General features: G+C 45.2%; 20 protein-coding genes. 15 read left to right on the top strand and 5 right to left on the bottom strand.

Annotated elements, in window-relative coordinates; translation table 11 throughout:
* Positions 1 to 33: 33 nt before the first annotated feature.
* The 4 genes from yfaE to ubiG all read right to left on the bottom strand — a co-directional run bounded on the left by yfaE (position 34) and on the right by ubiG (position 5,023).
* Positions 34 to 315 carry a class I ribonucleotide reductase maintenance protein YfaE gene (gene yfaE, locus R7Q48_RS06970; protein WP_005376817.1) on the bottom strand — a complete coding sequence of 94 codons (282 nt, stop codon included), beginning with the start codon at positions 313 to 315 and terminating at the stop codon, positions 34 to 36.
* Positions 315 to 1,448, bottom strand: a complete 1,134-nt coding sequence (gene nrdB / locus R7Q48_RS06965; protein ID WP_005376818.1) for a class Ia ribonucleoside-diphosphate reductase subunit beta — start codon at positions 1,446 to 1,448, stop codon at positions 315 to 317. The genes yfaE and nrdB overlap by 1 nt, the downstream gene beginning before the upstream one ends.
* Positions 1,449 to 1,531: 83 nt before the next feature.
* Positions 1,532 to 3,814 carry a class 1a ribonucleoside-diphosphate reductase subunit alpha gene (nrdA, locus tag R7Q48_RS06960; protein ID WP_005376819.1) on the bottom strand — a complete coding sequence of 761 codons (2,283 nt, stop codon included), beginning with the start codon at positions 3,812 to 3,814 and terminating at the stop codon, positions 1,532 to 1,534.
* Positions 3,815 to 4,315: 501 nt separating this feature from the next.
* A complete protein-coding gene (gene ubiG / locus R7Q48_RS06955) occupies positions 4,316 to 5,023 on the bottom strand; it encodes a bifunctional 2-polyprenyl-6-hydroxyphenol methylase/3-demethylubiquinol 3-O-methyltransferase UbiG (protein WP_005376820.1) in 708 nt (235 codons plus the stop codon).
* A gap of 475 nt (positions 5,024 to 5,498) precedes the next feature.
* Here ubiG and gyrA point away from each other — a divergent pair, with 475 nt between their 5' ends.
* From gyrA to R7Q48_RS06940, 3 genes are all read left to right on the top strand, one after another.
* Complete coding sequence (gene gyrA, locus R7Q48_RS06950; protein ID WP_213868126.1) at positions 5,499 to 8,219, top strand: DNA topoisomerase (ATP-hydrolyzing) subunit A; 2,721 nt, start codon at positions 5,499 to 5,501, stop codon at positions 8,217 to 8,219.
* A gap of 123 nt (positions 8,220 to 8,342) precedes the next feature.
* Complete coding sequence (locus R7Q48_RS06945; protein WP_165401636.1) at positions 8,343 to 8,966, top strand: tetratricopeptide repeat protein; 624 nt, start codon at positions 8,343 to 8,345, stop codon at positions 8,964 to 8,966.
* 42 nt (positions 8,967 to 9,008) lie between these two features.
* The gene (locus R7Q48_RS06940; protein WP_213971098.1) at positions 9,009 to 9,563 is read left to right on the top strand and encodes a hypothetical protein; all 555 of its coding nucleotides are present in this window, start codon (positions 9,009 to 9,011) and stop codon (positions 9,561 to 9,563) included.
* Positions 9,564 to 9,681: 118 nt separating this feature from the next.
* Here the strand turns inward: R7Q48_RS06940 and nrfA are convergent, their stop codons facing one another.
* Positions 9,682 to 11,109 (bottom strand): ammonia-forming nitrite reductase cytochrome c552 subunit, encoded by a 1,428-nt coding sequence (gene nrfA, locus R7Q48_RS06935; RefSeq protein WP_256902912.1) that lies wholly within the window; start codon positions 11,107 to 11,109, stop codon positions 9,682 to 9,684.
* A gap of 450 nt (positions 11,110 to 11,559) precedes the next feature.
* Here nrfA and nrfB point away from each other — a divergent pair, with 450 nt between their 5' ends.
* The 12 genes from nrfB to R7Q48_RS06875 all read left to right on the top strand — a co-directional run bounded on the left by nrfB (position 11,560) and on the right by R7Q48_RS06875 (position 22,857).
* Positions 11,560 to 12,162, top strand: coding sequence for a cytochrome c nitrite reductase pentaheme subunit (nrfB, locus tag R7Q48_RS06930; RefSeq protein WP_009706898.1), 603 nt, complete (start codon positions 11,560 to 11,562; stop codon positions 12,160 to 12,162).
* Position 12,163: 1 nt separating this feature from the next.
* The gene (gene nrfC, locus R7Q48_RS06925; RefSeq protein ID WP_086046905.1) at positions 12,164 to 12,850 is read left to right on the top strand and encodes a cytochrome c nitrite reductase Fe-S protein; all 687 of its coding nucleotides are present in this window, start codon (positions 12,164 to 12,166) and stop codon (positions 12,848 to 12,850) included.
* Complete coding sequence (nrfD, locus tag R7Q48_RS06920) at positions 12,847 to 13,818, top strand: cytochrome c nitrite reductase subunit NrfD (RefSeq protein WP_213960502.1); 972 nt, start codon at positions 12,847 to 12,849, stop codon at positions 13,816 to 13,818. The genes nrfC and nrfD overlap by 4 nt, the downstream gene beginning before the upstream one ends.
* Positions 13,819 to 13,827: 9 nt before the next feature.
* Positions 13,828 to 15,735, top strand: coding sequence for a heme lyase NrfEFG subunit NrfE (locus tag R7Q48_RS06915; protein WP_318132218.1), 1,908 nt, complete (start codon positions 13,828 to 13,830; stop codon positions 15,733 to 15,735).
* Positions 15,713 to 16,246, top strand: a complete 534-nt coding sequence (locus R7Q48_RS06910) for a DsbE family thiol:disulfide interchange protein (protein WP_256902910.1) — start codon at positions 15,713 to 15,715, stop codon at positions 16,244 to 16,246. The genes R7Q48_RS06915 and R7Q48_RS06910 overlap by 23 nt, the downstream gene beginning before the upstream one ends.
* Complete coding sequence (nrfF, locus tag R7Q48_RS06905; protein ID WP_025767282.1) at positions 16,233 to 16,643, top strand: heme lyase NrfEFG subunit NrfF; 411 nt, start codon at positions 16,233 to 16,235, stop codon at positions 16,641 to 16,643. Before R7Q48_RS06910 ends, nrfF begins: the two co-directional genes overlap by 14 nt.
* Before the next feature lie 146 nt (positions 16,644 to 16,789).
* Positions 16,790 to 16,966 (top strand): hypothetical protein, encoded by a 177-nt coding sequence (locus tag R7Q48_RS06900; protein WP_020480909.1) that lies wholly within the window; start codon positions 16,790 to 16,792, stop codon positions 16,964 to 16,966.
* Between the two features lie 271 nt (positions 16,967 to 17,237).
* Entirely contained in the window at positions 17,238 to 17,834 is a 597-nt protein-coding gene (locus tag R7Q48_RS06895; protein WP_025767283.1) for a GTP cyclohydrolase II, read from the top strand.
* Between the two features lie 174 nt (positions 17,835 to 18,008).
* A complete protein-coding gene (locus tag R7Q48_RS06890; protein ID WP_256902909.1) occupies positions 18,009 to 19,271 on the top strand; it encodes an imelysin family protein in 1,263 nt (420 codons plus the stop codon).
* Positions 19,272 to 19,363: 92 nt separating this feature from the next.
* Entirely contained in the window at positions 19,364 to 20,746 is a 1,383-nt protein-coding gene (locus R7Q48_RS06885; RefSeq protein ID WP_226083566.1) for a di-heme oxidoredictase family protein, read from the top strand.
* A 10-nt stretch (positions 20,747 to 20,756) separates the two neighbouring features.
* Complete coding sequence (locus R7Q48_RS06880) at positions 20,757 to 21,794, top strand: imelysin family protein (RefSeq protein ID WP_033905647.1); 1,038 nt, start codon at positions 20,757 to 20,759, stop codon at positions 21,792 to 21,794.
* On the top strand, positions 21,775 to 22,857 hold the full coding sequence (locus R7Q48_RS06875) for a DUF1513 domain-containing protein (RefSeq protein ID WP_256902908.1): 1,083 nt from the start codon (positions 21,775 to 21,777) through the stop codon (positions 22,855 to 22,857). The genes R7Q48_RS06880 and R7Q48_RS06875 overlap by 20 nt, the downstream gene beginning before the upstream one ends.
* Positions 22,858 to 22,871 lie beyond the last annotated feature (14 nt).

The following is a 22,871-nucleotide window of genomic DNA, read 5'->3' as shown; positions in this document are numbered from 1 at the left end:
TTGGCTTTTGCATTTTATACCGTCGAGTCAACGTTATGCGCGCTGCTTTTCTTTCATCGCGTAGTTAACGCCGCTAAGTGACAAATCTGATTTTGCTTTACAGATACAAGGTAATATTTCATCACTTTGTGTGTAAGCCATGGCAAAACCAACATACTCCACTTCACCAGACTCCAATTTGCAGCGACAGGCGCCGCAGTGCCCATCACGGCAGTTATATTCTGGTAATAGGCCAGCTTGCTCCATTGTTTCCAAAATCGTATTGGAAGGGTTGGATTCAATGCTGATCAGTTTGTTGATTTTGAGTGTTGCCATTACAGCTCGAATCCTTCGAAGTCATCTGCGCGAACTTCATTGTCAATTTGACCCACAAGGTAAGAAGAGATTTCTGCTTCTTGAGGCGCAACTTGAACGTTATCTGAAGACAACCAAGCGTTAATCCATGGAATTGGGTTGGTTGTTGCTTCTGGATACGCTGCTGGTAGACCTACCGCTTGCATACGAATATTTGTGATGTATTCAACGTATTGGCTTAGGATGTCTTTGTTTAGACCGATCATAGAGCCATCTTTGAATAGATACTCTGCCCACTCTTTTTCTTGCTCAGCCGCTTCTTTGAATAGGTCAAAACAGTCCTGTTTTGCCTCTTCTGCGATTTGCATGAAAGTGAAGTCATCTTGACCGTTACGTAGCAGGTTGATCATGTGCTGCGTGCCGTTTAAGTGAAGTGCTTCGTCACGAGCGATCAGCTTGATGATTTTCGCGTTACCTTCCATTAGTTCGCGTTCTGCGAAAGCGAAAGAACATGCGAAACTGACGTAAAAACGAATAGCTTCTAATGCGTTAACAGACATCAGACAGATGTACAGCTTCTTCTTAAGATCGTACAGACTAACCTTAACCGTTTCACCGTTAAGGACATGCTCACCTTCACCGTAGCGATGGTAATCATTCGTCGCTTGAATCAAATCGTCGTAGTAGTGCGCGATGTCTTTTGCACGCTTCAGAATGTGCTCGTTCTCAACGATATCATCAAACACTACAGCAGGGTCGTTCACGATGTTACGAATAATGTGTGTGTAAGAACGAGAGTGAATCGTTTCAGAGAAAGACCAAGTCTCAATCCAAGTCTCTAGTTCTGGCAGAGACACAAGCGGCAGCAGTGCCACGTTAGGGCTGCGGCCTTGGATAGAGTCAAGAAGCGTTTGGTACTTCAAGTTAGAGATGAAGATGTGCTTCTCGTGATCTGGCAGTTTGTTGTAATCGATACGGTCGCTAGATACGTCTACTTCTTCTGGACGCCAGAAGAAAGAAAGTTGTTTCTCGATAAGTTTTTCGAAAATCTCAAACTTTTGTTGGTCGTAACGTGCAACGTTTACTGATTGACCTAGGAACATTGGTTCCTTCAATTGGTCATTCTTTTTTTGGTTAAAAGTACTGTAAGCCATAATGCCTCAATTCCTTTTAAACCTCCCCGTAAGGGGGAGGTTATCGATAGTCTGTCTTTACGGGTTCGCTAGGTACGGGAAGATTAAATCTTACAACCGCCGCCAGCACAATCGTCATCTTGTGGTTGAACAGCGTCTTTCTGTTCATCTTTCGCGCCATCACGAGTGTTGTGGTAGTAAAGCGTTTTCACACCAAACTTATACGCTGTTAGCAGGTCTTGAAGTAGTTTCTTCATTGGAACCTTGCCAGTCTCGTAACGTGACGGGTCGTAGTTAGTATTAGCAGAGATAGCTTGGTCAACAAACTTCTGCATAATACCCACAAGGTGCAGATAACCGTCGTTCGAACCGATATTCCAAAGCAGTTCATAGCTGTCTTTAAGTTCTGTGAACTCTGGTACAACTTGCTTCAGGATACCGTCTTTCGAAGCTTTTACTGAAACGTAACCACGTGGTGGCTCAATACCGTTAGTTGCGTTTGAAATCTGAGAAGAAGTCTCAGAAGGCATTAGCGCAGTCAGTGTTGAGTTACGTAGGCCGTGCTCCATAATTTCTTTACGTAGGCTGTCCCAGTCGTAGTGCAGCGCTTCGTCACAAATTAGGTCGATATCTTTCTTATACGTATCAATCGGCAGTAAGCCTTTCGCGTAGTTCGTCTCGTCGAATGAAGGACACTTACCTTGTTCTTTCGCCAGTGCTACAGATGCTTTCAATAGGTAGTACTGCATTGCTTCGAACGTACGGTGAGTTAGGCCGTTCGCGCTACCGTCAGAGTATTTCACGCCATTCTTCGCTAAGTAGTAAGCAAAGTTAATCACACCAACACCTAGCGTACGACGGTTCATAGTCGATTTGTATGCCGCTGGTAGAGGGTAATCTTGGTAATCAAGCAGTGCATCTAACGCACGAACAACAAGATCGGATAGCTCTTCGAAATCATCTAGAGACTTGATAGCACCTAAGTTGAATGCAGAAAGCGTACACAGTGCGATCTCGCCTGAGTCATCTTCAACGTTAGTTAATGGTTTCGTTGGCAGTGCGATTTCTAAACATAGGTTCGACTGACGAACTGGAGCGACTTCAGAATCAAATGGGCTGTGAGTATTACAGTGGTCCACGTTCTGGATGTAGATACGACCCGTTGATGCACGCTCTTGCATTAGCAGAGTGAACATTTCAATCGCTTTAACCGTTTCTTTCTTGATTGAAGGATCGTTCTCGTACTTCACGTATAGACGCTCAAACTCTTCTTGGTTTTCGAAGAATGCGTCGTACAGACCAGGTACATCAGATGGTGAGAATAGCGTAATATTGCCGCCTTCAACTAAACGTTGGTACATCAGTTTGTTTAACTGAACACCGTAGTCCATGTGACGAACACGGTTTTCTTCAACACCACGGTTGTTCTTAAGTACCATTAGTGAGCGTGCTTCACCGTGCCACATTGGGTAGAACACAGTAGCTGCGCCACCACGTACACCACCTTGTGAACAACATTTTACTGCTGTTTGGAAGTACTTGTAGAACGGAATACAACCAGTGTGGAATGCTTCACCACCGCGAATCTCTGAGCCTAATGCACGGATACGACCTGCGTTGATACCAATACCAGCGCGCTGAGATACATAACGAACAATTGAGCTTGCTGTTGCGTTAATAGAATCAAGACTGTCTCCACACTCGATCAGAACACATGAGCTGAACTGGCGAGTAGGGGTACGCACGCCAGACATAATTGGCGTAGGTAGAGAAATCTTAAATGTCGATGTCGCATCGTAGAAACGTTTGATGTAATCAAGACGTGTCGCTTTTGGATATTTCGCAAATAAGCACGCTGCTACAAGGATGTATAAGAACTGAGCACTTTCGTAAATTTGGCCCGTAACACGGTTCTGTACGAAGTACTTACCCTCTAGCTGCTTAACTGCCGCGTATGAGAAGTTTAGGTCGCGTTTATGGTCGAGGTACGCATCAAGTTCGTCGAGTTCTGCTTTTGTGTAGTCTTCTAGAATATGTTGATCGTACTTACCCATATCGACGAGGCGAGACACGTGATCATAAAGCGTTGGTGGCTCGTATTGGCCATACGCTTTTTTACGCAGATGGAATACCGCTAGGCGAGCAGCTAGGTATTGGTAATCCGGAGTCTCTTCAGAGATCAGGTCTGCCGCAGACTTGATGATTGTCTCGTGAATATCTGTCGTTGTGATGCCGTCGTAAAACTGGATGTGAGCGCGAAGTTCTACTTGAGAAACCGAAACATTATCTAGACCTTCTGCAGCCCAAGTGATAACGCGGTGGATTTTATCCAGATCGATACTTTCTTTACGGCCATCACGCTTGGTGACGGTAAGTTGTTGGTTCATTCTGCTTTATTTCCCTAAGAAAACTGATAAAAGCCGTATTTTTGTTTGTTTATGTGCAATATGAGTAAAGCTTGCGGCGGCTTTGTGATCAAAGTCTATCTATATATTGTCGCTTAAACACAACATATAGGGGTTCATTTGTTTGCGGGTTACAAGATAGTGCTATTACACTGATTTATCAAGGTACAGTTCGGGGATGACTTGTGGATAACTGACAAAATGAAAAAAATCAGTAAGTGAACACTAACCGATGAGAAAAGGGCAGACTTGAATGGTTAAAAGTACGGTTTCGAGATCGGTTTAGAAATAACCGCATGCAAAAATATTTTCCTTGATCTTTGGCCGTTTTTATCTACGAAAAATGGCTTGGTCAAAATGGAATCTAGAGCACGAATTTTAGCCATAAAAAGACAAAAAAAGCGGCAACTTTGTGCTACCGCTTCCGATTCATTTTCTTTAAAAAATGTCAATCACAAAACTCATTTTTTAACTTAATAGCGTTCAGTATTTTTTAGTATGAACGATGTAGTTTACATCTACATTACGACCGAGTTTGTAGCTGTCATTTAGAGGGTTGTAATGAAGCCCAGTAATGCCCATTTCCGTCAGGTCAGTTTGGTCTATCATCTTCATCATTTCGGCTGGCTTGATAAACTTATCGTGCTCATGAGTGCCTTCAGGAACAATCTTAAGAAGCTTCTCAGCACCGACAATAGCAAATAAGTACGACTTAATGTTTCGGTTCAAAGTTGAGAAAAACACGTGACCACCGGGTTTGACTAGCGCAGCACAAGAGCGGATAACGGAGAGAGGATCTGGAACGTGTTCAAGCATCTCCATACAAGTCACGACATCGTAAGTTCCTGCGTTTTCTATAGCGTGGTCTTCTATTGTGCTCTGAATGTAGGTCAGTTGAGTACCTGTTTCTAATGCATGTAGTCGCGCGACTTCTAATGGTTCTTTACCCATATCAAGTCCAGTCACAATAGCGCCTTCTTTTGCCATGCTTTCAGCAAGAATGCCACCACCACAGCCGACATCAAGTGCGCGCTTGCCAAACAAGCCATTTGCTTTTTCAAGTACATAGTTCAAACGAAGTGGGTTAATTTGATGAAGTGGCTTAAACTCGCCTTCTAAATCCCACCATCGAGAAGCCATGTCCTCGAATTTCTTAATTTCACTTGGGTCGACGTTTTGTGCTTTAGTCATAATTGGTTTTATTGCATTCAATCTGAGTCCTTTAGAGGGCGCCAGTATACTCCAACGTTTTATACCCAAACAACCTCGATGTGCTTAGTTAAGGGACAATGACAGAGTTCACTGGCGCGGCAATAGCGACAGGTTCCTGTATTTTTGAAAGCGCTCGCTATTGTTTTTGGTTCATCCTTGAACTGGTGCCAGTGACAATAACTCTAAAACCTGCATTTTCGCGTTGTGTAGTTAAAGGAATTTACCTCGCTTTTCCGCGTAAAGAGTCCGATTTTGCTCAATGTTGACCGAAATATAACCACTAATCAGAAAGATATGGGATTAGTGTGCAAATTCTCGACATTTGATTCATAACCAAGCTCACAACCTGATAAAAGGAGAGGGAAAGTGATGCCGAAGTGATGAATTGTGTGTTATATTTTTGCACCTTACACGTATCGTAATTACGATCAGATAATAGAGGGATAATGGCTCTATGAGCGATTTAGCTAAAGAGATCACGCCCGTAAACATTGAAGATGAGCTTAGAGGTTCATACCTAGACTACGCGATGTCAGTCATCGTGGGTCGTGCTCTTCCAGATGTGCGTGATGGCCTAAAACCAGTACACCGCCGCGTTTTATTCGCGATGAACGTACTAGGCAACGATTGGAACAAACCATATAAAAAATCAGCCCGTGTTGTCGGCGACGTAATCGGTAAATATCACCCACATGGTGATAGTGCTGTGTACGACACAATCGTACGTATGGCTCAGCCGTTCTCGCTTCGTTACATGCTGGTCGATGGTCAAGGTAACTTTGGCTCGATCGATGGCGACTCTGCTGCGGCAATGCGTTACACCGAAGTTCGAATGGCAAAAATTGCCCATGAACTATTGGCTGACCTAGACAAAGAAACCGTAGACTACGTACCAAACTACGACGGTACTGAGCAGATCCCAGCGGTTCTTCCAACTAAAATTCCAAACCTATTGGTTAACGGTGCTTCTGGTATCGCAGTAGGTATGGCAACCAACATCCCGCCTCATAACCTTGGCGAAGTGATTGATGGCTGTCTTGCATACATCAATAATGAAGAAATCACTATTGATGAACTAATGGATTACATTCCTGGTCCTGATTTCCCAACGGCGGCGCTTATCAGCGGTCGTAAAGGCATTGTAGACGCGTACAAAACAGGTCGTGGCAAAATCTACATGCGTTCGAAAGCGGACATCGAAGTGGAGAAGAATGGTAAAGAGACCATTATCGTCACTGAAATTCCTTACCAGGTGAACAAAGCTCGCTTGATCGAAAAGATCGCTGAGCTAGTTAAAGATAAGAAAGTAGAAGGTATCAGTGCACTGCGCGACGAGTCAGATAAAGACGGTATGCGCATTGTTATTGAGTGTAAGCGCGATGCTGTGGGCGAAGTAGTTCTAAACAATCTTTACGCTCAGACTCAGCTGCAAACCACTTTCGGTATCAATATGGTGGCTCTAAACAATGGCCAGCCACAGCTATTCAACCTAAAAGATATGTTGAAGTGCTTCGTTGATCACCGTCGTGAAGTTGTGACACGTCGTACTATCTTCGAACTGCGTAAAGCTCGTGAACGTGCTCATATCCTTGAAGGTTTAGCTCTAGCGCTTGCTAACATTGATGAAATCATTGAGCTTATCCGTAAGGCACCTACACCGGCTGAAGCAAAAGCGGGTCTTATCGCTCGTGGTTGGGATTTAGGCAACGTTTCAGCAATGCTAGAGCGTGCTGGTACAGATGCTGCGCGCCCTGAATGGCTAGAGCCTGAATACGGTATTCGTGATGGTCAGTACTTCCTGACTGAGCAACAAGCACAAGCTATCCTAGATCTACGTTTACATAAACTAACAGGTCTAGAACACGAGAAGATTCTTGGCGAATACAAAACACTTCTAGAAGAAATCGCTGAACTCATGCATATCCTTGCGAGCACTGAGCGTTTGATGGAAGTTATCCGTGAGGAACTTGAAGCGGTTCGTGACGGCTTTGGTGACGCTCGTCGTACAGAAATCACAGCTGCGAGCCATGATATTGACATGGAAGAGCTGATCGCACGTGAAGACGTTGTAGTTACTCTATCTCACGGTGGTTACGTTAAGTACCAAGTACTGAGCGACTACGAGTCACAGCGCCGTGGTGGTAAAGGTAAGAGTGCGACTAAGATGAAAGATGAAGACCATATCGAGCGTCTTCTAGTGGCGAATACCCACGATAACATTTTGTGTTTCTCTACTCGTGGTAAGACATACCGCCTGAAAGTTTACCAATTGCCTCTAGCGAGCCGTACTGCGCGTGGTAAGCCAATTGTGAACATCCTTCCACTCGAAGAAGGTGAGCGCATTACCGCAATTCTGCGTGTTGATGAATTCTCTGAAGACAAATTCATCTTCATGGCAACAGGTGACGGTACGGTTAAGAAAACGCCGTTGAACCAGTTTGCAAACGTACGTTCAAACGGCCTAATCGCTGTGAACCTACGTGAAGACGATTCGTTAATCGGTGTGGATATCACTAACGGCGAAAACGAAATCATGCTGTTCTCTAAAGCGGGTAAAGTGGTTCGCTTTAAAGAAGCAGAAGAGATTCCAGTACTTGATGAAAATGGTAAACCAGTTCTTGATGAGAATGGTCAGCCAGAGATCAAGTTTAAAGGTGTTCGTCCTATGGGTCGTACCGCCTCTGGTGTTCGTGGTATGAAACTGGCTGAAAATGACCAAGTTGTATCACTTATTGTTCCTTCGCACGAAGGCGACATCCTAACGGTTACAGAAAACGGTTATGGTAAACGTACAGCACTTAGCGAGTACCCGACAAAAGGTCGTGGCACTCAAGGTGTAGTTTCTATCAAAGTTTCTGAGCGAAATGGCCCGGTAGTTGGTGCTATCCAGGTTGTTGAAGGTGATGAAATGATGATGATCACCGACGCTGGCACGTTAGTACGTACTCGTGTGGGTGAAGTTAGCCAGGTTGGTCGTAACACACAAGGTGTAACGCTTATCCGTACTGCGGAAGATGAATCAGTTGTTGGTTTGCAACGTATTGAAGAAGTTGATGATGAAGAGCTGCCTGCTGATGAAGATGCAGAAGCGTTAGAGTCAACAGACGAAAATACGCAGCAAGACGCTTCAGAAGCTCCAGCTGCTGATGATGCAGAGGAAGGTAACGAAGAGTAATCTTACATCGTTATCCTGATATGAAAAGCCGAGCCTTAGTTGCTCGGCTTTTTTGTATCTGTATCAACGCATTTAAAGTAAGAAATGCGTACACTGACGTTATCTTTGTTTACAGGACGTGTTATGTCTGTTTGGTTTTTCGCTGCCATCACTCTGATGGGGCTGTTTATCGTACTCTTATCACTGAGTGCATCAAAAGTTAAACCTGCTCAATGGTTTGGCTTTTGCCTGTTAGTACTTGTCGTGACGAGTGCCAGTTTCTTATTGCTGCATCAAACTCCGCCTAAACCAATACAAGCGGAAATGTCACGAATGATGACTGCTCGTGACATCATGAAAGAGATTCAAGACCAGTTGCGTGAAGATCCGAACAACGCTGAATTGTGGTTCCAACTCGGGCAGGGCTACCTGCTAGAGGGGGAATTTGATGGCGCGCTGATTTGTTTTGATTACGCGATCCAGCTGACTGAGCCAGTCAGTGCCACGCAACTTGCCGCAAAAGCGACGACCTTGTACTACATTCACCAGCAATCAATGACGCAAGAAGTTAGCTTGCTTTTGGAGCAAGCTTTGCAGATAGAACCGCACAATGAAGCCGCTTTGTCTTTGATCGCAAATGATCATTTTCTGTCATTCCGATTTCAGGAAGCGATTGATGCCTGGGTACTATTATTAGATTCTGATGATCCAAATTTAGATAGGGTGCAAATCATTAACTCTATTAACAAAGCAAAAGAGCTGTTGTAAGCGTACAATTTAACAAGCAATAGAGGGAAAGGTGGGCAACGAATGAAAAATAAAGCACTAAGCATATTGGTTTTGCTGTGCGGCTCTGTGCTGGCGGGTTGTAGCTCTTCCGATCATTCTGGCTCTTCCTCTACGGTTTATTATTCATCGGGTTACTACGACCCGTGGTGGTACGATCATGACGACTACTGGATTTATTACTATCCGGGCTGTTGCGATAACGACGATGAATACAAAGAGAAACTGGAAGAGTGGTGGAATGGTTTAGATGAAGACCAACAGCAATCCATCAAAGACAAAGTCGAAGATTGGAAAGACGATGATATGTCCGCCAATATCGATAACATGAAACGCCAACTCGACGATCATTGGCAATCACTGCCAGACGAGCAAAAGCAAGAGATTCAAACCAAGTGGGAGAATCGTCCGGAGCGTATTGAGCCAGCGGCTTTACAAGACAAAGCGGTAAAAGAAAAGGTTCAACAAAGAAAAGCATTACCGGAAACGAAGATCCAGCGTCCAGTTGCTCGTCCAAATGTGCAGATACCTAAAGCACGTCCAAATATTCAACCTAGACCTAGGCTTCCTCGTCGCTAGTACATTCGATTTTTGTCTCTCGATAGAATCAGGATGAAGAGATAAAGATAATAAAGAAAGAAAAGGGGCGTTCAGTACGCCCCTTGTTGTATCTATAAGTTAACCGTTGCCAGTTAGACTAATACGTGGCTTCGCGTTCAGCCGCTGCTTTATCCCATTCTGGTGCCACCGTTTCTAGGAAGTGTTTCTTATCTGCGTTCATCTTTTCCATATCCATGCCCAGTGCTTGTTGTGCTTTCGCTTTGGTCGAGATATCTGGAATTTGAACAGGATCAGTAATGCCTTTGGTTGCCAGTAAACGAACCAATTTGGTACGGGCGTCAGCAGCGCGATCAACTGCAGTACCTAGTACTTCAAGTGCTATCTCAGGAGCATGCATGTGGACACCGTGAGAAGCAATCGCGTAGTCCCAACGCCATTGTGCATGGCGAATATCTTGTAGGATAGATTCCATCTCTGCTTCTGTTGCACCTGCTTTCCACGCTGCGCCTGCTTCAAAGTGTGCCGCTACGATTTGCTTCTCGGCGGTTAGCTTCATGTTCAGTACTTGCGCTTTGCGAGTCGAGACGATGCCTTGTAGCTGCTCTTTAGTTTGGGTATGGCATTGCGCACAGGTGTCTTCAAAACGATCAAATGGGTTACCCACTTTGTGGTCTGTGTACACCGTACCGTCTTCTTTGGTCACTTTAGGCATGTGGCAGTCCACACACACCACTTTGTTTTTACCATGAATACCCGCTCTCCAAGTTTCGAAACCCGGGTGTTGTGCTTTTAGCATCGGCGCTTTAGATACGGCATGCGTCCAATCTTTGAAATTCAACGCGTCGTAGTATTTCTCCATGTCATTAACGGTGGTGCCCATATCCCATGGGAATTTAACCGCTTTAGTTGGGCCGGTGAAGTAGTATTCAACGTGACATTGAGCGCAGACCGATGCTTGCTTATCTAGGCGAGACTGTTCATCAAAGTTTTTACCAATAGTATCAAAAGCACGCTCGACGTATGGGCGAGTCAGTGCTAGCGCAGGTTCGCCTTTCTTGAAGGCTTCAGAGCCTGTGTTGTGGCAATCGGAACAACCGATAGGGTTGACGATTTCTGAGCCTAAGCGTGCCCATTTACCTTCGAAATAACCGTCTTCACCACGTTCATCAATCACGCGAGCAACGTCTGGGCTTTTACAGCTCCAGCACGCCATCGGCATAGGCCCGGACTTCTCGTCGGTTGGTGCGCCGGTACGTAAGGTTTGGCGAACATCATCAAGTGCGTAAAAGTGACCGCGCGCTTTGTTGTAGTCTTTCGCGAAGCCATAACCTGCCCACAGGATAACCATGTTTGGGTCTTCACTTAGAGCATCTTCAATGTGCTCACTTTCGGATGTTGCTTTCCAAGAATGGTATTGATCAGGGTGGTTCTGTTCAAAGACATCGTTACGAGGATCGATAAAATCCTTCTCTTCTGCCGCTAACGGAGCGTCAACCAAAAATAATTGGCTGGCGAATAAGGTCGCAACCGCAATAGGTGCGCTCATCCAGTGTTTTATGCTCACAGTGTTATCTCCATATTCGTTTTTATTAGCAGCGTTGTGAGGAGCTATTCCAAATAAGAACTGGAGATCTACGATTAATAATATTGCTTAATTGGATAGATGAAATAGTGAGTGAATCTTGTCTTGTTTTAGATCAATTTACACCAGTGATCTCAGTCATGTTTGAATTCATATACCCCTAAAGTAGTAGTTGTTAAGTCATTGTTCTGCAATGCTTTGGGTTTTTAACCTTTTTAAAAATAGGGTGATTTAGTTCGCTTTTTGAGCAGGCGTTTCTACCCCTTATGAATAATAGAGGTATTATAAATATAGGTTTAGCGTTGTGGCTTTCCGAAATAAGAATTGATGTCATTTGAAGATCTAAAAAATATCTTCAGAGGAAATTAATTGTCGCTCAAATAAATAATTGAGAATAGTTATCAATTATTATCGAGCTAAGGAAAGAACAATATGGGCAATATAAAATTGACCATAGAGACAATGCTGAAACTTCTCTTCGTCTTTGCCATCTATGGTTTCTCCATCGCCGCCCATGCGACTTCTTCAGAGCCGATTGAAGGTGCTCAAGCTGAGCGTCATCAAGTCGAGTTGATCCGTGACCGTGACTACAAGTGTCTGCAATGTCATAAGGATGCAAAAGAGACTCTGAACCTTTCGCATGACCCGCAAGCTCTACTCAGCCAAGGGAAGCAACTTAATTGCACCAATTGCCATAGCAACATTGGTCCCGACCATCGTGAGGGCGCGCCTGATGTAATTAAGTTTTCTGCCGCGCAATCGAAAGAGGTACACGACAAAGTGTTCCTTGATCCAAGTATGATTCTTAAAGCCAACAGCCAATGTGTGGATTGCCATGCACCGACACAACTGAGAGAAAGCCACTGGACGCACGATGTGCACGCCAAAAACCTCACTTGTTCAAATTGCCACGATGTACACGCAGCGAAAACCAAAGCGTTGTCGTACGACAGAAAACAACTGATCAAGCAGTGTGTGGATTGTCACTCTGAATTTGCCGTCGAACCTGAACTTGCCAAAGAAGAGGAGAGATAGCATGAAATGTTCGAGAAGAAACTTTTTAGCCGGCAGCGGCGCGTTGATTTTAACTACAGGCGTTGCAGGCACTTCCGTTGTTAGCTCCTCTCTTTATGCCAGCAACCGTGAACAAGCGAAACGCATGGGTATGGTTCATGATGAAAATGCCTGCATTGGCTGTACCGCTTGTACCGATGCTTGTCGCGAAGTAAATAAAGTCCCTGAAGGCGTAACGCGACTTAAAATTCATCGCAGTGAACCGATTGGCGAATTTCCAGATGTGGAATACCAGTTTACTCGCGAATCCTGTCAACACTGTGATAACCCTCCATGTGTATACGTTTGTCCAACAGGCGCTGCATACAAAGATGAAGCGACCGGCATCGTGGATGTACACAAAGAGAAATGTGTCGGATGTGGTTATTGCCTTGCTGCTTGCCCTTACCAAGTGCGCTTCTTTAATCCAGTCGATCACTCTGCGGATAAATGTAACTTCTGCCGTGATACCAACCTAGCGCAAGGTAAGCAGCCAGCTTGCGTGGAATCTTGCCCAACAAAAGCACTCATCTTTGGTGATTTGAATGACCCAACTAGCGAGGTGAGCAAAGCTATCGAAAGCCATGTTGTCTATCGCGATAAATCGCATTTAGGTACGCAACCTAAACTGTACAAAATTCCGCATAGCAAAGGGGAGGTGTCATCATGAACGGCTTCGAAAGTGTATTCCACTTTGACTCGTTAGTCTGGGATTGGATCATCGCGATTTACTTATTCCTTGCTGGGATGTCAGCGGGTGCGGTGATGATTTCAATCTATTTAAAACGCAAAGTGATTGAAGGTGATCCCGCAAAAAACGGCATCATGAAAGCGATGGCTTGGCTCGCACCATTTGGCATCATTGCTGGGTTGGTAATTTTGATTTTCCATTTAACCAAGCCTTTAGAGTTTTGGAAGATCATGATCTACTACAACCCAACGTCTGTGATGTCGATGGGCGTGATCTTGTTCCAAGTGTACATGATCGTGTTGTTTGCTTGGATTGGCGTTATCTTCCGCCATCAAATCATCAGCTTCTGTGAAGGGAAGTTACCAAGCAAACTGCTGGATTTTGCCGATGGCATTTTGATTAAGGCGGGGAAAGCCAACAACGCCATTGAATTGTTCTTGGGCTTCTTAGCCATCGTGCTTGCAGCGTACACTGGCTTTCTATTGTCTGCGTTGAAGACTTACCCAATGCTAAACAATCCAGTACTGCCAATCTTGTTCCTGTTCTCTAGTTTGTCCTCGGGCGCAGCAGCATGCTTGATGTTCGGCATCTTGGTGTTTAAAGAGTCGACTAGCAGCCCAAGTGTGTCTTGGGTACACGGATTTGAACGCCCAGTAGTATTGTTTGAGCTGTTTGTCTTAGTGACTTTCTTTACTGGACTGATCTTCAGCGGTGGTCAGAACGAAGTCGCGGCTTGGAATGCTATTTCGAGTGGATTCTGGGCTCAATGGTTCTGGGGTGGGGTAGTGTTCATCGGCATGATAACGCCTTTGACTCTCAATTGGTTGACGCCTTCTGAAGTGCGCCACAAAGGCAGTTACGTTTTTGTGGTCACGACGTTGAGCTTGGTTGGCGTACTTATGCTGCGTACTTTCATTCTCTATGCCGGTCAAATGACCGTAGTGTAAGGGGGATAAATGGAAGCTGAGCTAGGGTTCTTCTTACTGATATTGGTGGCTGTAACATCGACTTGTGCATCGTTGCTGCATTGGCTACGTCTTGCTTTGGGTAAGAAGGCGACATTGCCGCATCAAGTCGCGATGTCCCACATGATTAGCTTAGCTTCCATCATTTGTTTAGCACTTCTGATCGTCTGCTTCGTGCAAGACAACTTCGCGTTGGAATATGTTGTTACGCATTCCAACAGTCAACTTCCCGTGGCGTTCAAAATTGCTGCCGCTTGGGGTGGGCACCAAGGCTCCATGTTGTTTTGGGTCGTCACCTTGAGTTTATGGGCGTCGTTTATTGCATTTAAGTCACCGCTCAACGCCCAATATACTTGTGACTGTTTAGGAATCATGAACGTTCTTATTGCGACATTTGCTTGGTTCACGTTAATGACCTCTAACCCGTTCGAGTATGCCCAAGTATTGGCGTCGGAAGGACGAGATCTAAACCCAATGTTGCAAGATGTTGGGCTTATCATTCATCCACCATTGCTTTATCTCGGTTATGTCGGTTACGCAGCAATATTAGCTTTTGCATTAGCAGCCCTATTGGGTAAACAACCGATGAGCGATTGGTATGTGGTTGCTCGAAGCGCAGCGTTTTTTGCATGGGGAACGCTCAAGTTGGGTATCTTGGTGGGATCATGGTGGGCGTACAATGAGCTAGGGTGGGGCGGCTGGTGGTTTTGGGACCCTGTGGAGAACGCTTCTCTACTCCCTTGGCTTACTGGTACTGCTTTGTTGCACAGCGGTGTTGTCGCAACACGTAACAGAGGCGCAATTTGGAGTACCTATGCACTGGCGTTTGCTACGTTCAGCCTAAGCATTTTAGGGACATTCGTGGTGCGCTCTGGCGTGCTGACTTCAGTGCACGCTTTTGCGGTGGACCCAACTAAAGGTTTGGTGCTGATTGGTGTATTGAGCTTGCTTGTCATTATCACTTTTGGCGTACTGATTTTGCGAGGAGAACAACTCCCTCGTTTCAAACTTCAATCTCTAGCGAGCCGAGCTTACACTGCTTATATCGCCAAAGGGCTGCTGGTTATTGCGACTGCCATCGTTTTTCTTGGCACTTTTTATCCGATGGTTTATCAACTGCTCGGTTTAGGGAACATTTCGGTTGGCGCACCTTACTTTAATAGTCTGACCTTTCCATTAAGCATACTGGCTCTGATTGCCTTAGCATTCATGCCAGTGCTGAAATGGACAAAAGGCGCAGTGCCGAGTGGAAGCACTGATATCGCGATCAGTATTGCGTTATCTCTTGTCTCTGGGATCGGGTTTATCTTCTTAGTGCACGCACTGCATTTCGAAGTATTGCTAACCATAACGTTGGCTACTTGGGTGATTGTGGCGCATCTCGTTATGCTGTTTCGTTGTTCCAATAAGCGCAAACTCATGCCAATCGTGATGGCACATATCGGTTTTGCGCTGGCGGTGAGTGGAGCTGTATTCAACAGTCACTACTCATATGAACACAATTTACGTGTCGAACCCGGCAGTTCTCAACAAAGGGCGGGGATCACTATCGATTATCATGGTATCGAATGGCTGGTGGGGCCAAACTACACCGCGGAACAAGGACAGATCACCTTGCACTTGGGAGATGGCCGCATGCTCAATTTCAACCCGCAAAAGCGTCATTATCCTGTGCGAGTGATGAATATGACCGAGCCTGCGATTCGTTCACTATGGCATGGCGATTATTACGTGACATTGGGTGACAAAGTCGATACTCATGCTTATGCGATTAAAGTTCAGTACCGCGCAGGTATTTGGTGGATATGGTCTGGCGGGCTACTAGCTGTGTTTGGTGCGCTATTAACCGGCCTAAAGAAAAGGAGAGAGGCTATCAATGCGATCGAGAAATACGCTTAAACTCGCAGGTCTGTTTGTGGCTGTTGCCGTGTTTGCTGTAGTAACTTCGGTGGCTTTGTCTGAGCGACCACATGTTGAATTGTCCCCACAACGAAATTTAGAGACACCTAATTTTCGCTCTACTTCTCTGATCTCTGATGACATGGTTTCTGAGCAGTTGTTCAAAAGCGACGGATATAAATTATTGAATGTTTGGGCATCTTGGTGCGGAGTATGCAAACGAGAGCATGAAGAATTATTGCAGTTAGCAGAACTCGGTGTGCCTATTATTGGGCTGAATTATAGAGATCAAAAACAAGCCGCTCGTGAATATTTGAGCTCTAAACGAAATCCATATATTGAAGTAATTAGTGACCCTAATGGAAAGCTCGCTGTGGAGCTAGGTGTTATCGGAACGCCGGAAACTTACTTGATTGATCCAAATGGTCGTATATTGATCAAATATCGTGGAGAGCTAACGGCAGATAAATGGAACGATATATTTTCAGGATACTTGAATGTTTCGATTTAATAATCTTCTCCTCACTTTAATCCTATTTATACTATTTTCTCCTTTCACGAGAAGTGCGGATATAGAACAGAATGTTGATCTGTTTGAATTTCATTCTGTTGAAGTGCAACAGCGTGCAACCTCGTTAGCCAAGACATTACGCTGCCCGCAGTGTCAAAACCAAAACCTTGTCGAGTCTAATGCACAAGCGGCTAAAGACCTGAGGTTGAAAGTGTATACGATGGCCAATGAAGGCAGCTCAGATCAAGAAATAAAGGACTATCTAGTTGCTCGTTATGGGAATATTGTTCTGTATCAACCACCATTAAATTATTCCACGGCGCTGTTGTGGATCTTTCCTGTGCTATTTTTGATCTTTTTTGTCTTATATTCGATCCGAATGGTGAAGCGTAATTAATGTGACCGTTATTCCACTATTAAAAATAAATTGTGCACTTAACAAGCAGAATGTTATCATTTTTCCGAATTTATGAAGTTTCCAGTATAAAGAAAATAAAAATTTTGAGCTGGATAAGTAATAAAAGAACGAAATAGGTGCACGCAGTGGATTCAGTTATATTACAACTTAAAAAAGACTTCTATTCGCAGATTCGTGCATTGCAATCACCGAACCTGCCTCAAGTTACTTCAACGCTCGCCGTGTTGACCGACGAGGAAATCCAAGAACTCGAAGCAGTTTGGATTGAACTCGCCGTTTGGAAGCGCAGTCAGACCCATTAAAAGATAGACCAAACGACCTTCTTGAAACCCCAGACAAAATTTGTCTGGGGTTTTTTATTGTAGTTTTTTTAAATTGTTATAATATAACAATTGTTCAGTTGGAGAGTGGTTCTCTTTTACTGTCTTGAGTGGATAACTGCCCTCAATTGTGATCTCTATATTGCAAAATGCGGTATCAGTCCCCATAGTTGAAGAGCAACGAGTAAATCCCATGAATGCAATAACGAAAACGCATCAAGCGCATCAAGCAATAAATCGAGTGAGTATAGATATGGCGGAAGTACGTGCCAGAGTAGATTTTAAAGTCGGGGCAAAAAGTAACATTGATGCCGAAATTCTGTCTTTCCATGGTCTGAAGACAGACAAAGAGCATGTTGCTATTATCTTTAAACAAGCGGACCAAACTCAGGACATGCCTTTAGTTCGTATGCACTCTGAGTGTTTGACAGGCGATGTGTTCCACTCTTCACGCTGTGACTGTGGTGAGCAACTAGAAGAGACGATCAATCGCATGGGCGAGTCCGGTGGTATCATCTTGTATCTCCGTCAGGAAGGTCGTGGTATTGGTTTGTACAATAAGATCGATGCATACCGCTTACAAAGCCAGGGCATGAACACGTACGAAGCTAACAACCATTTGGGCTTTGATGATGACCTGCGTGATTTCACAGAAGCAGCACAAATGCTAGAAGCTTTAGGCGTGAATAAGATCCGCCTCGTGACGAACAACCCTAAGAAAATTCGTGAGTTATCTGAGTACGGAATTGAAATTGGCGAGGTTGTCAATACCTCTGCACATATCAAAGATGGCAACGAAAATTATCTGAAGGCAAAAGTCTCTCACGGAAAACATGACCTAAAGGTTTAATCCTAAAGATAAAACTGACAATAAAGTCTGTGAAAAACCTCATTTTTATGAGGTTTTTTTGTATCTGGAGTTGCAAATAAATTGTAAATTTGTATTATCTCGAGACTAAAGTGCAAATAAGAATAATTAGCACTACCAATACGATAATTGAAAAGCTCAACAAGGATGCTTCAGATGAATGCAAAAAAAGTTTTAGTCCAATCTATTGCTGCATCACTCCTCATTGCCAGTGGTTCTACCGTTGCTGCCACAGTAACTAAACAACAAGTAGTCGAACATTACGCGGACGTTGCCCATGCTGTATTTGCTGATTCAGTAACAACAGCGAAAGCGCTTGATGTGAAAATCGACGAATTTCTACAATCACCATCAGCGAAAAAGCTTGAAGAAGTAAAACAAGCTTGGCTAGATTCTCGCGTGCCTTACCAACAGTCTGAAGTTTTCCGTTTTGGTAACGCGATTGTTGATGATTGGGAAGGTCAGCTGAACGCATGGCCACTTGATGAAGGTTTGATTGACTACGTAGCGGCTGATTACCAATACGAATTGGGTAACGAGGGCGCTGCTGCCAACATCATCGCGAACACTAGCCTACAGATCGGTGCTTCTAAACTGGACGTTTCAAAAATCACTCCAGAATTGCTAGCGGATCTAAACGAAGTAGGCGGTTCTGAGGCAAACGTTGCATCAGGTTACCACGCGATTGAATTCTTACTTTGGGGTCAAGACCTAAACGGTACTAACGCGGGTGCAGGTCAACGTGCTTACACTGATTTCGTTGTGGGTTCTGAGTGTACGAATAGCCATTGTGAGCGTCGTGGAGAGTACCTAAAAGCAGCCGCTGATCTACTGGTTCAAGACCTTGAGTGGATGGAAAAGCAGTGGTCTGCTGAAGTAAAAGGTAACTACCGTGAAGAGCTACTGAACGACTCAGCGGACAATGGTCTACGTAAGATGCTATTCGGCATGGGTTCTCTTTCTCTAGGTGAGCTAGCGGGTGAGCGCATGAAAGTGGCACTAGAAGCGAACTCAACTGAAGACGAGCACGATTGTTTCTCAGACAACACGCATAATTCTCACTACTACAACGAGCAAGGCATCTACAACGTTTACACAGGTACATACAAAGGTGTAAACGGCAAAGAGCTATCTGGTCCAAGTATTGCTGATCTTGTTGCTCAAAAAGATAAGAAAGCCGCGACCGACATTCAAAAGCAGTTTGATACAACACTTAGCCAAGTTGGTGAGCTAGTGACTTCTGCAGAGAAGAATAACCAGCATTTTGACCAACTTATTGCGGCGGGTAACGCACAAGGCAACGCGCTGGTAAACGACACCATCATGTCGTTGGTAGCGCAAACTGGTGCGATTGAGCGAGCGGCAAACATTGTCGGCATCGACAGCCTAAGCCCTGATACTGCTGACCACGAGTTTTAATAAGAAAACCATAATAAATAAGGGCTCTTTGTGAGCCCTTTTGCCGTTTGAGCTCGTTGTTATCACCCTTGTTGTCTATGTAGAGCAATGATATGAAGCCATACCTAATTTCTGCGCTAGCCGCGATCCTTTCTTCTTCTGCCATGGCTTACGATGTTAAGTCTGGTGGCAAAACCAGTGTTAAAAAAGATGGCGCGAATGCCTATTCTCTTCCTGCTGCCAACCTGCCGATGAGCAAACGCCTAGATTTTAGTGTGGGTAACAGCTTTTTCCGCAACCCTTGGGTACAAGCGCCAGCGTCAACAGACGCTCGTGATGGCCTAGGTCCGCTTTTTAACACCAATGGTTGTCAGAACTGTCACATCAAAGACGGTCGTGGTCATCCGCCAGAGAAAGATGATTTACATGCCGTGTCTATGTTAGTGCGCTTAAGCATTCCTGCGATGACGCCAGAACAAAAGAAAGCCTACATCAAAGACGGTGGCATACCTGAGCCGACTTATGGTGGCCAGCTTCAAGATTTCGCCCTGCAGGATCAAACGCCAGAAGGCAAAATCGAAATCACTTACACCGATGTCCCAGTGAAATTTAAAGACGGTACGACGGTGACACTAAGAAAACCTCATTTGAACATTACCGAACTGGGTTACGGCGATATGCACCCAGATACCGAGTTCTCAGCACGCGTGGCACCGCCAATGATCGGCCTTGGTTTGTTAGAGAGTATTCCCGACGAAACGCTACTTGCTTGGGCTGATGAACAAGATGCCGACAAAGACGGTATCTCAGGCAAAGTAAATAAGGTGTGGGATATTGAGAAGGACGACTTCTCGATTGGTCGCTTTGGCTGGAAAGCAGGACAACCGACGCTAATGCAGCAAAATGCAGCAGCATTTAATGGTGATGTGGGTCTTACGAGCCATTTATTCCCAAATGAAAACTGTACCTCGAAACAAAGCATTTGTGACGACATGCCAAATGGCGGCAAACCTGAAGTGAGTGAAAATATTCTCGACTTCGTAGAGTTTTACAGCCAACACTTAGCCGTACCTATTCGCCGTAACGTCAATGATCCTAACGTGAAACTTGGTCAGCAAATCTTTGCTGCGTCTGGCTGTGAAAGCTGCCACAAGACCAGTGTTAAAACGGCGAAACGACCAGAGTTACCAGCGCTTTCTGAGCAGCTTATCCACCCATACACCGACATGCTTTTGCATGACATGGGTGAAGGCTTAGCCGATAACCGTCCGGAATATCAAGCAAACGGCCGCGAGTGGCGAACAGCACCGCTATGGGGCATTGGTTATACCGAAGAAGTAAACGGACATACTTACTTCTTACATGATGGTCGAGCTCGTAACCTGATGGAAGCAGTGTTGTGGCACGGCGGCGAAGCTGAAACTGCGAAACAAAATGTTTTAGCTCTGAACAAAAAAGAACGTGATGCTCTCATTGCGTTTCTGAACTCTCTATAAGGACCTAACCATGAAAAAGACACTGTTAGTGAGTGCGATTGCCGCAACGTTAAGTTTGGTTGGTTGCCAATCGACCATCGGTTCGAGCTCTGCCAAGCCTGAGAGTACAAGCCATATTTCTCAAAGCGTGTACGAGGTCGAGTTTCAATCAGCTCAGACGTTTTTAGCGCAAACCACAGAACTTGAACAGCGCTTCGCGGATTACTGCGCATCAGAGTCGAAAGATGATGCACAAGTAAAACAGCAGTGGCATCAAACTATGCTTGCGTGGATGGCATTACAAGGTCAAGAACGTGGCCCTGCTACGGCATTGGAGCAAAGCTGGAATGTTCAGTTTTGGCCAGATAAAAAGAACACGACTGGTCGTAAAATGTCTGTACTGACGAAATCTGATCAAGCTTGGAGTGCAGAAGATATCTCCACCCAAAGTGTCACCGTGCAAGGTTTAGGGGCTCTGGAATGGCTGCTTTACGATAAAGCGTCGACCTTATCTAGCAACAGCAATACCTGTGTGACAGGCGTAGCGATTGCAGAAAACCTCGATAACAAAGCGCAGATCATCGCGGATTCTTGGGCAGAGAACCCTTGGAAATCGCTAGAGATGACGGAATGGGAGTCTGAGTACATTTCACTGCTCTCGAATCAGCTTGAATACAGCATGAAGAAGTTGAGCCGACCGCTAGCGAAGATTGGTAAGCCTCGCCCGTATTTCTCAGAATCGTGGCGTTCAGAGACCTCGCTTTCAAACTTAAAAGCCAACCTTCAAGGGATGGAAGCGTTGTACTTTGCTAACGGGAATGGTCTAGATGCGCTACTTAGAGAGCAAGGCCATGCAGATCTCGCAGACCGTGTCGTTCATCAGTTTGAAATGGCGTTAGAAACTTGGCCAGAGGATAAGAGCTTGTTTGCTGCACTACAAACAAAAGAAGGCTATCGCATGGTGCTCGCTCAATACAACAAGCTAGAGCAATTGAAGTACCTGATTCACGAAGAAGTGGCGATCGAGCTTGGCGTAGTTATAGGATTTAATGCAACCGATGGTGACTGATCAAACCCGCCGAACTTTGCTGAAAGCCGCTCTATTCGGGGCGGCTACACCTATGATGCCATTTGGTTGTTCTTCAACAAGCTCACGTGAGCCTGCGTTGATCGGCTGCTCTATCATTGGCCGAGATAAATATGCAGCGGTGGTGGCGGATGAGCATGGTATGCCGCTATCTTCATTGCCGATTCCTGAGCGTGGTCACGGTGTGGCAACCAACCAACAAGGCCACGCCGTAGTTTTTGGTCGTCGACCAGGTACTTTCTTCATGGTATTTGATTATCGCTCAGGGCAGATGATCAAACTGCAACTAGCAAAGTCAAATCGTCATTTCTATGGGCATGGCGTTTACTCCCACGATGGCACGTTGCTATTTGCCACAGAAGGGGAGAGGGGGACAAGTCGTGGGATCATTGGTGTTTATGATGTGCAGAAGCAATATCAAAAAATCGATGAGTTAACGGGTTTTGGTCTTGGTCCTCATGAAGTGATCATGATGCCTGATGGCGCATTAGCGATTGGCGTCGGTGGCGTACACACCAACGGCCGTGAACCTCTCAATCTTGATAGCATGAGACCGAGTCTGAGTTACCTTTCACAGGAAGGGGAGCTATTGGATCAAGTGTCTTTACCGGATCATAAGTTGAGTATTCGCCATTTAGCTCATGATGGTGCGGAAACCGTGCTTTGTGGTCAGCAATATCGTGGTGAGCCGGACGAGTATCCAGCCTTGATCGCCATGCACACGCGTGGTGGTGAAATGCAAGATCTTCAAGCTGAGCCTGAAGAGTGGGCGCGTTTCAATCACTACGTTGCGAGTATTGCAGCAACCGATGAATGGATCTTAGCCACTTCCCCTCCGGGCAGTTGTTATGGTATGTGGTCTAAATCTACGGGCAAATTGGTAGAGCTAAGTGCGTTACCAGACGCCTCTGGTGTTGTGGTCTATGGCGATGAGTTCCGAGTCAGCTCTGGGGCGGGAAAAGTGGTAGAGCAAAGACCAGAGGAGTCAAAAAGTACCTTCGCAAGCGGAGTGCAATGGGACAACCATTGGTCGAGAATTATCTAGAAAGATCATTGAGT

This window comes from Vibrio sp. 378 (genome assembly GCF_033339435.1).
This window is presented reverse-complemented; position numbering and strand designations above follow the sequence as displayed.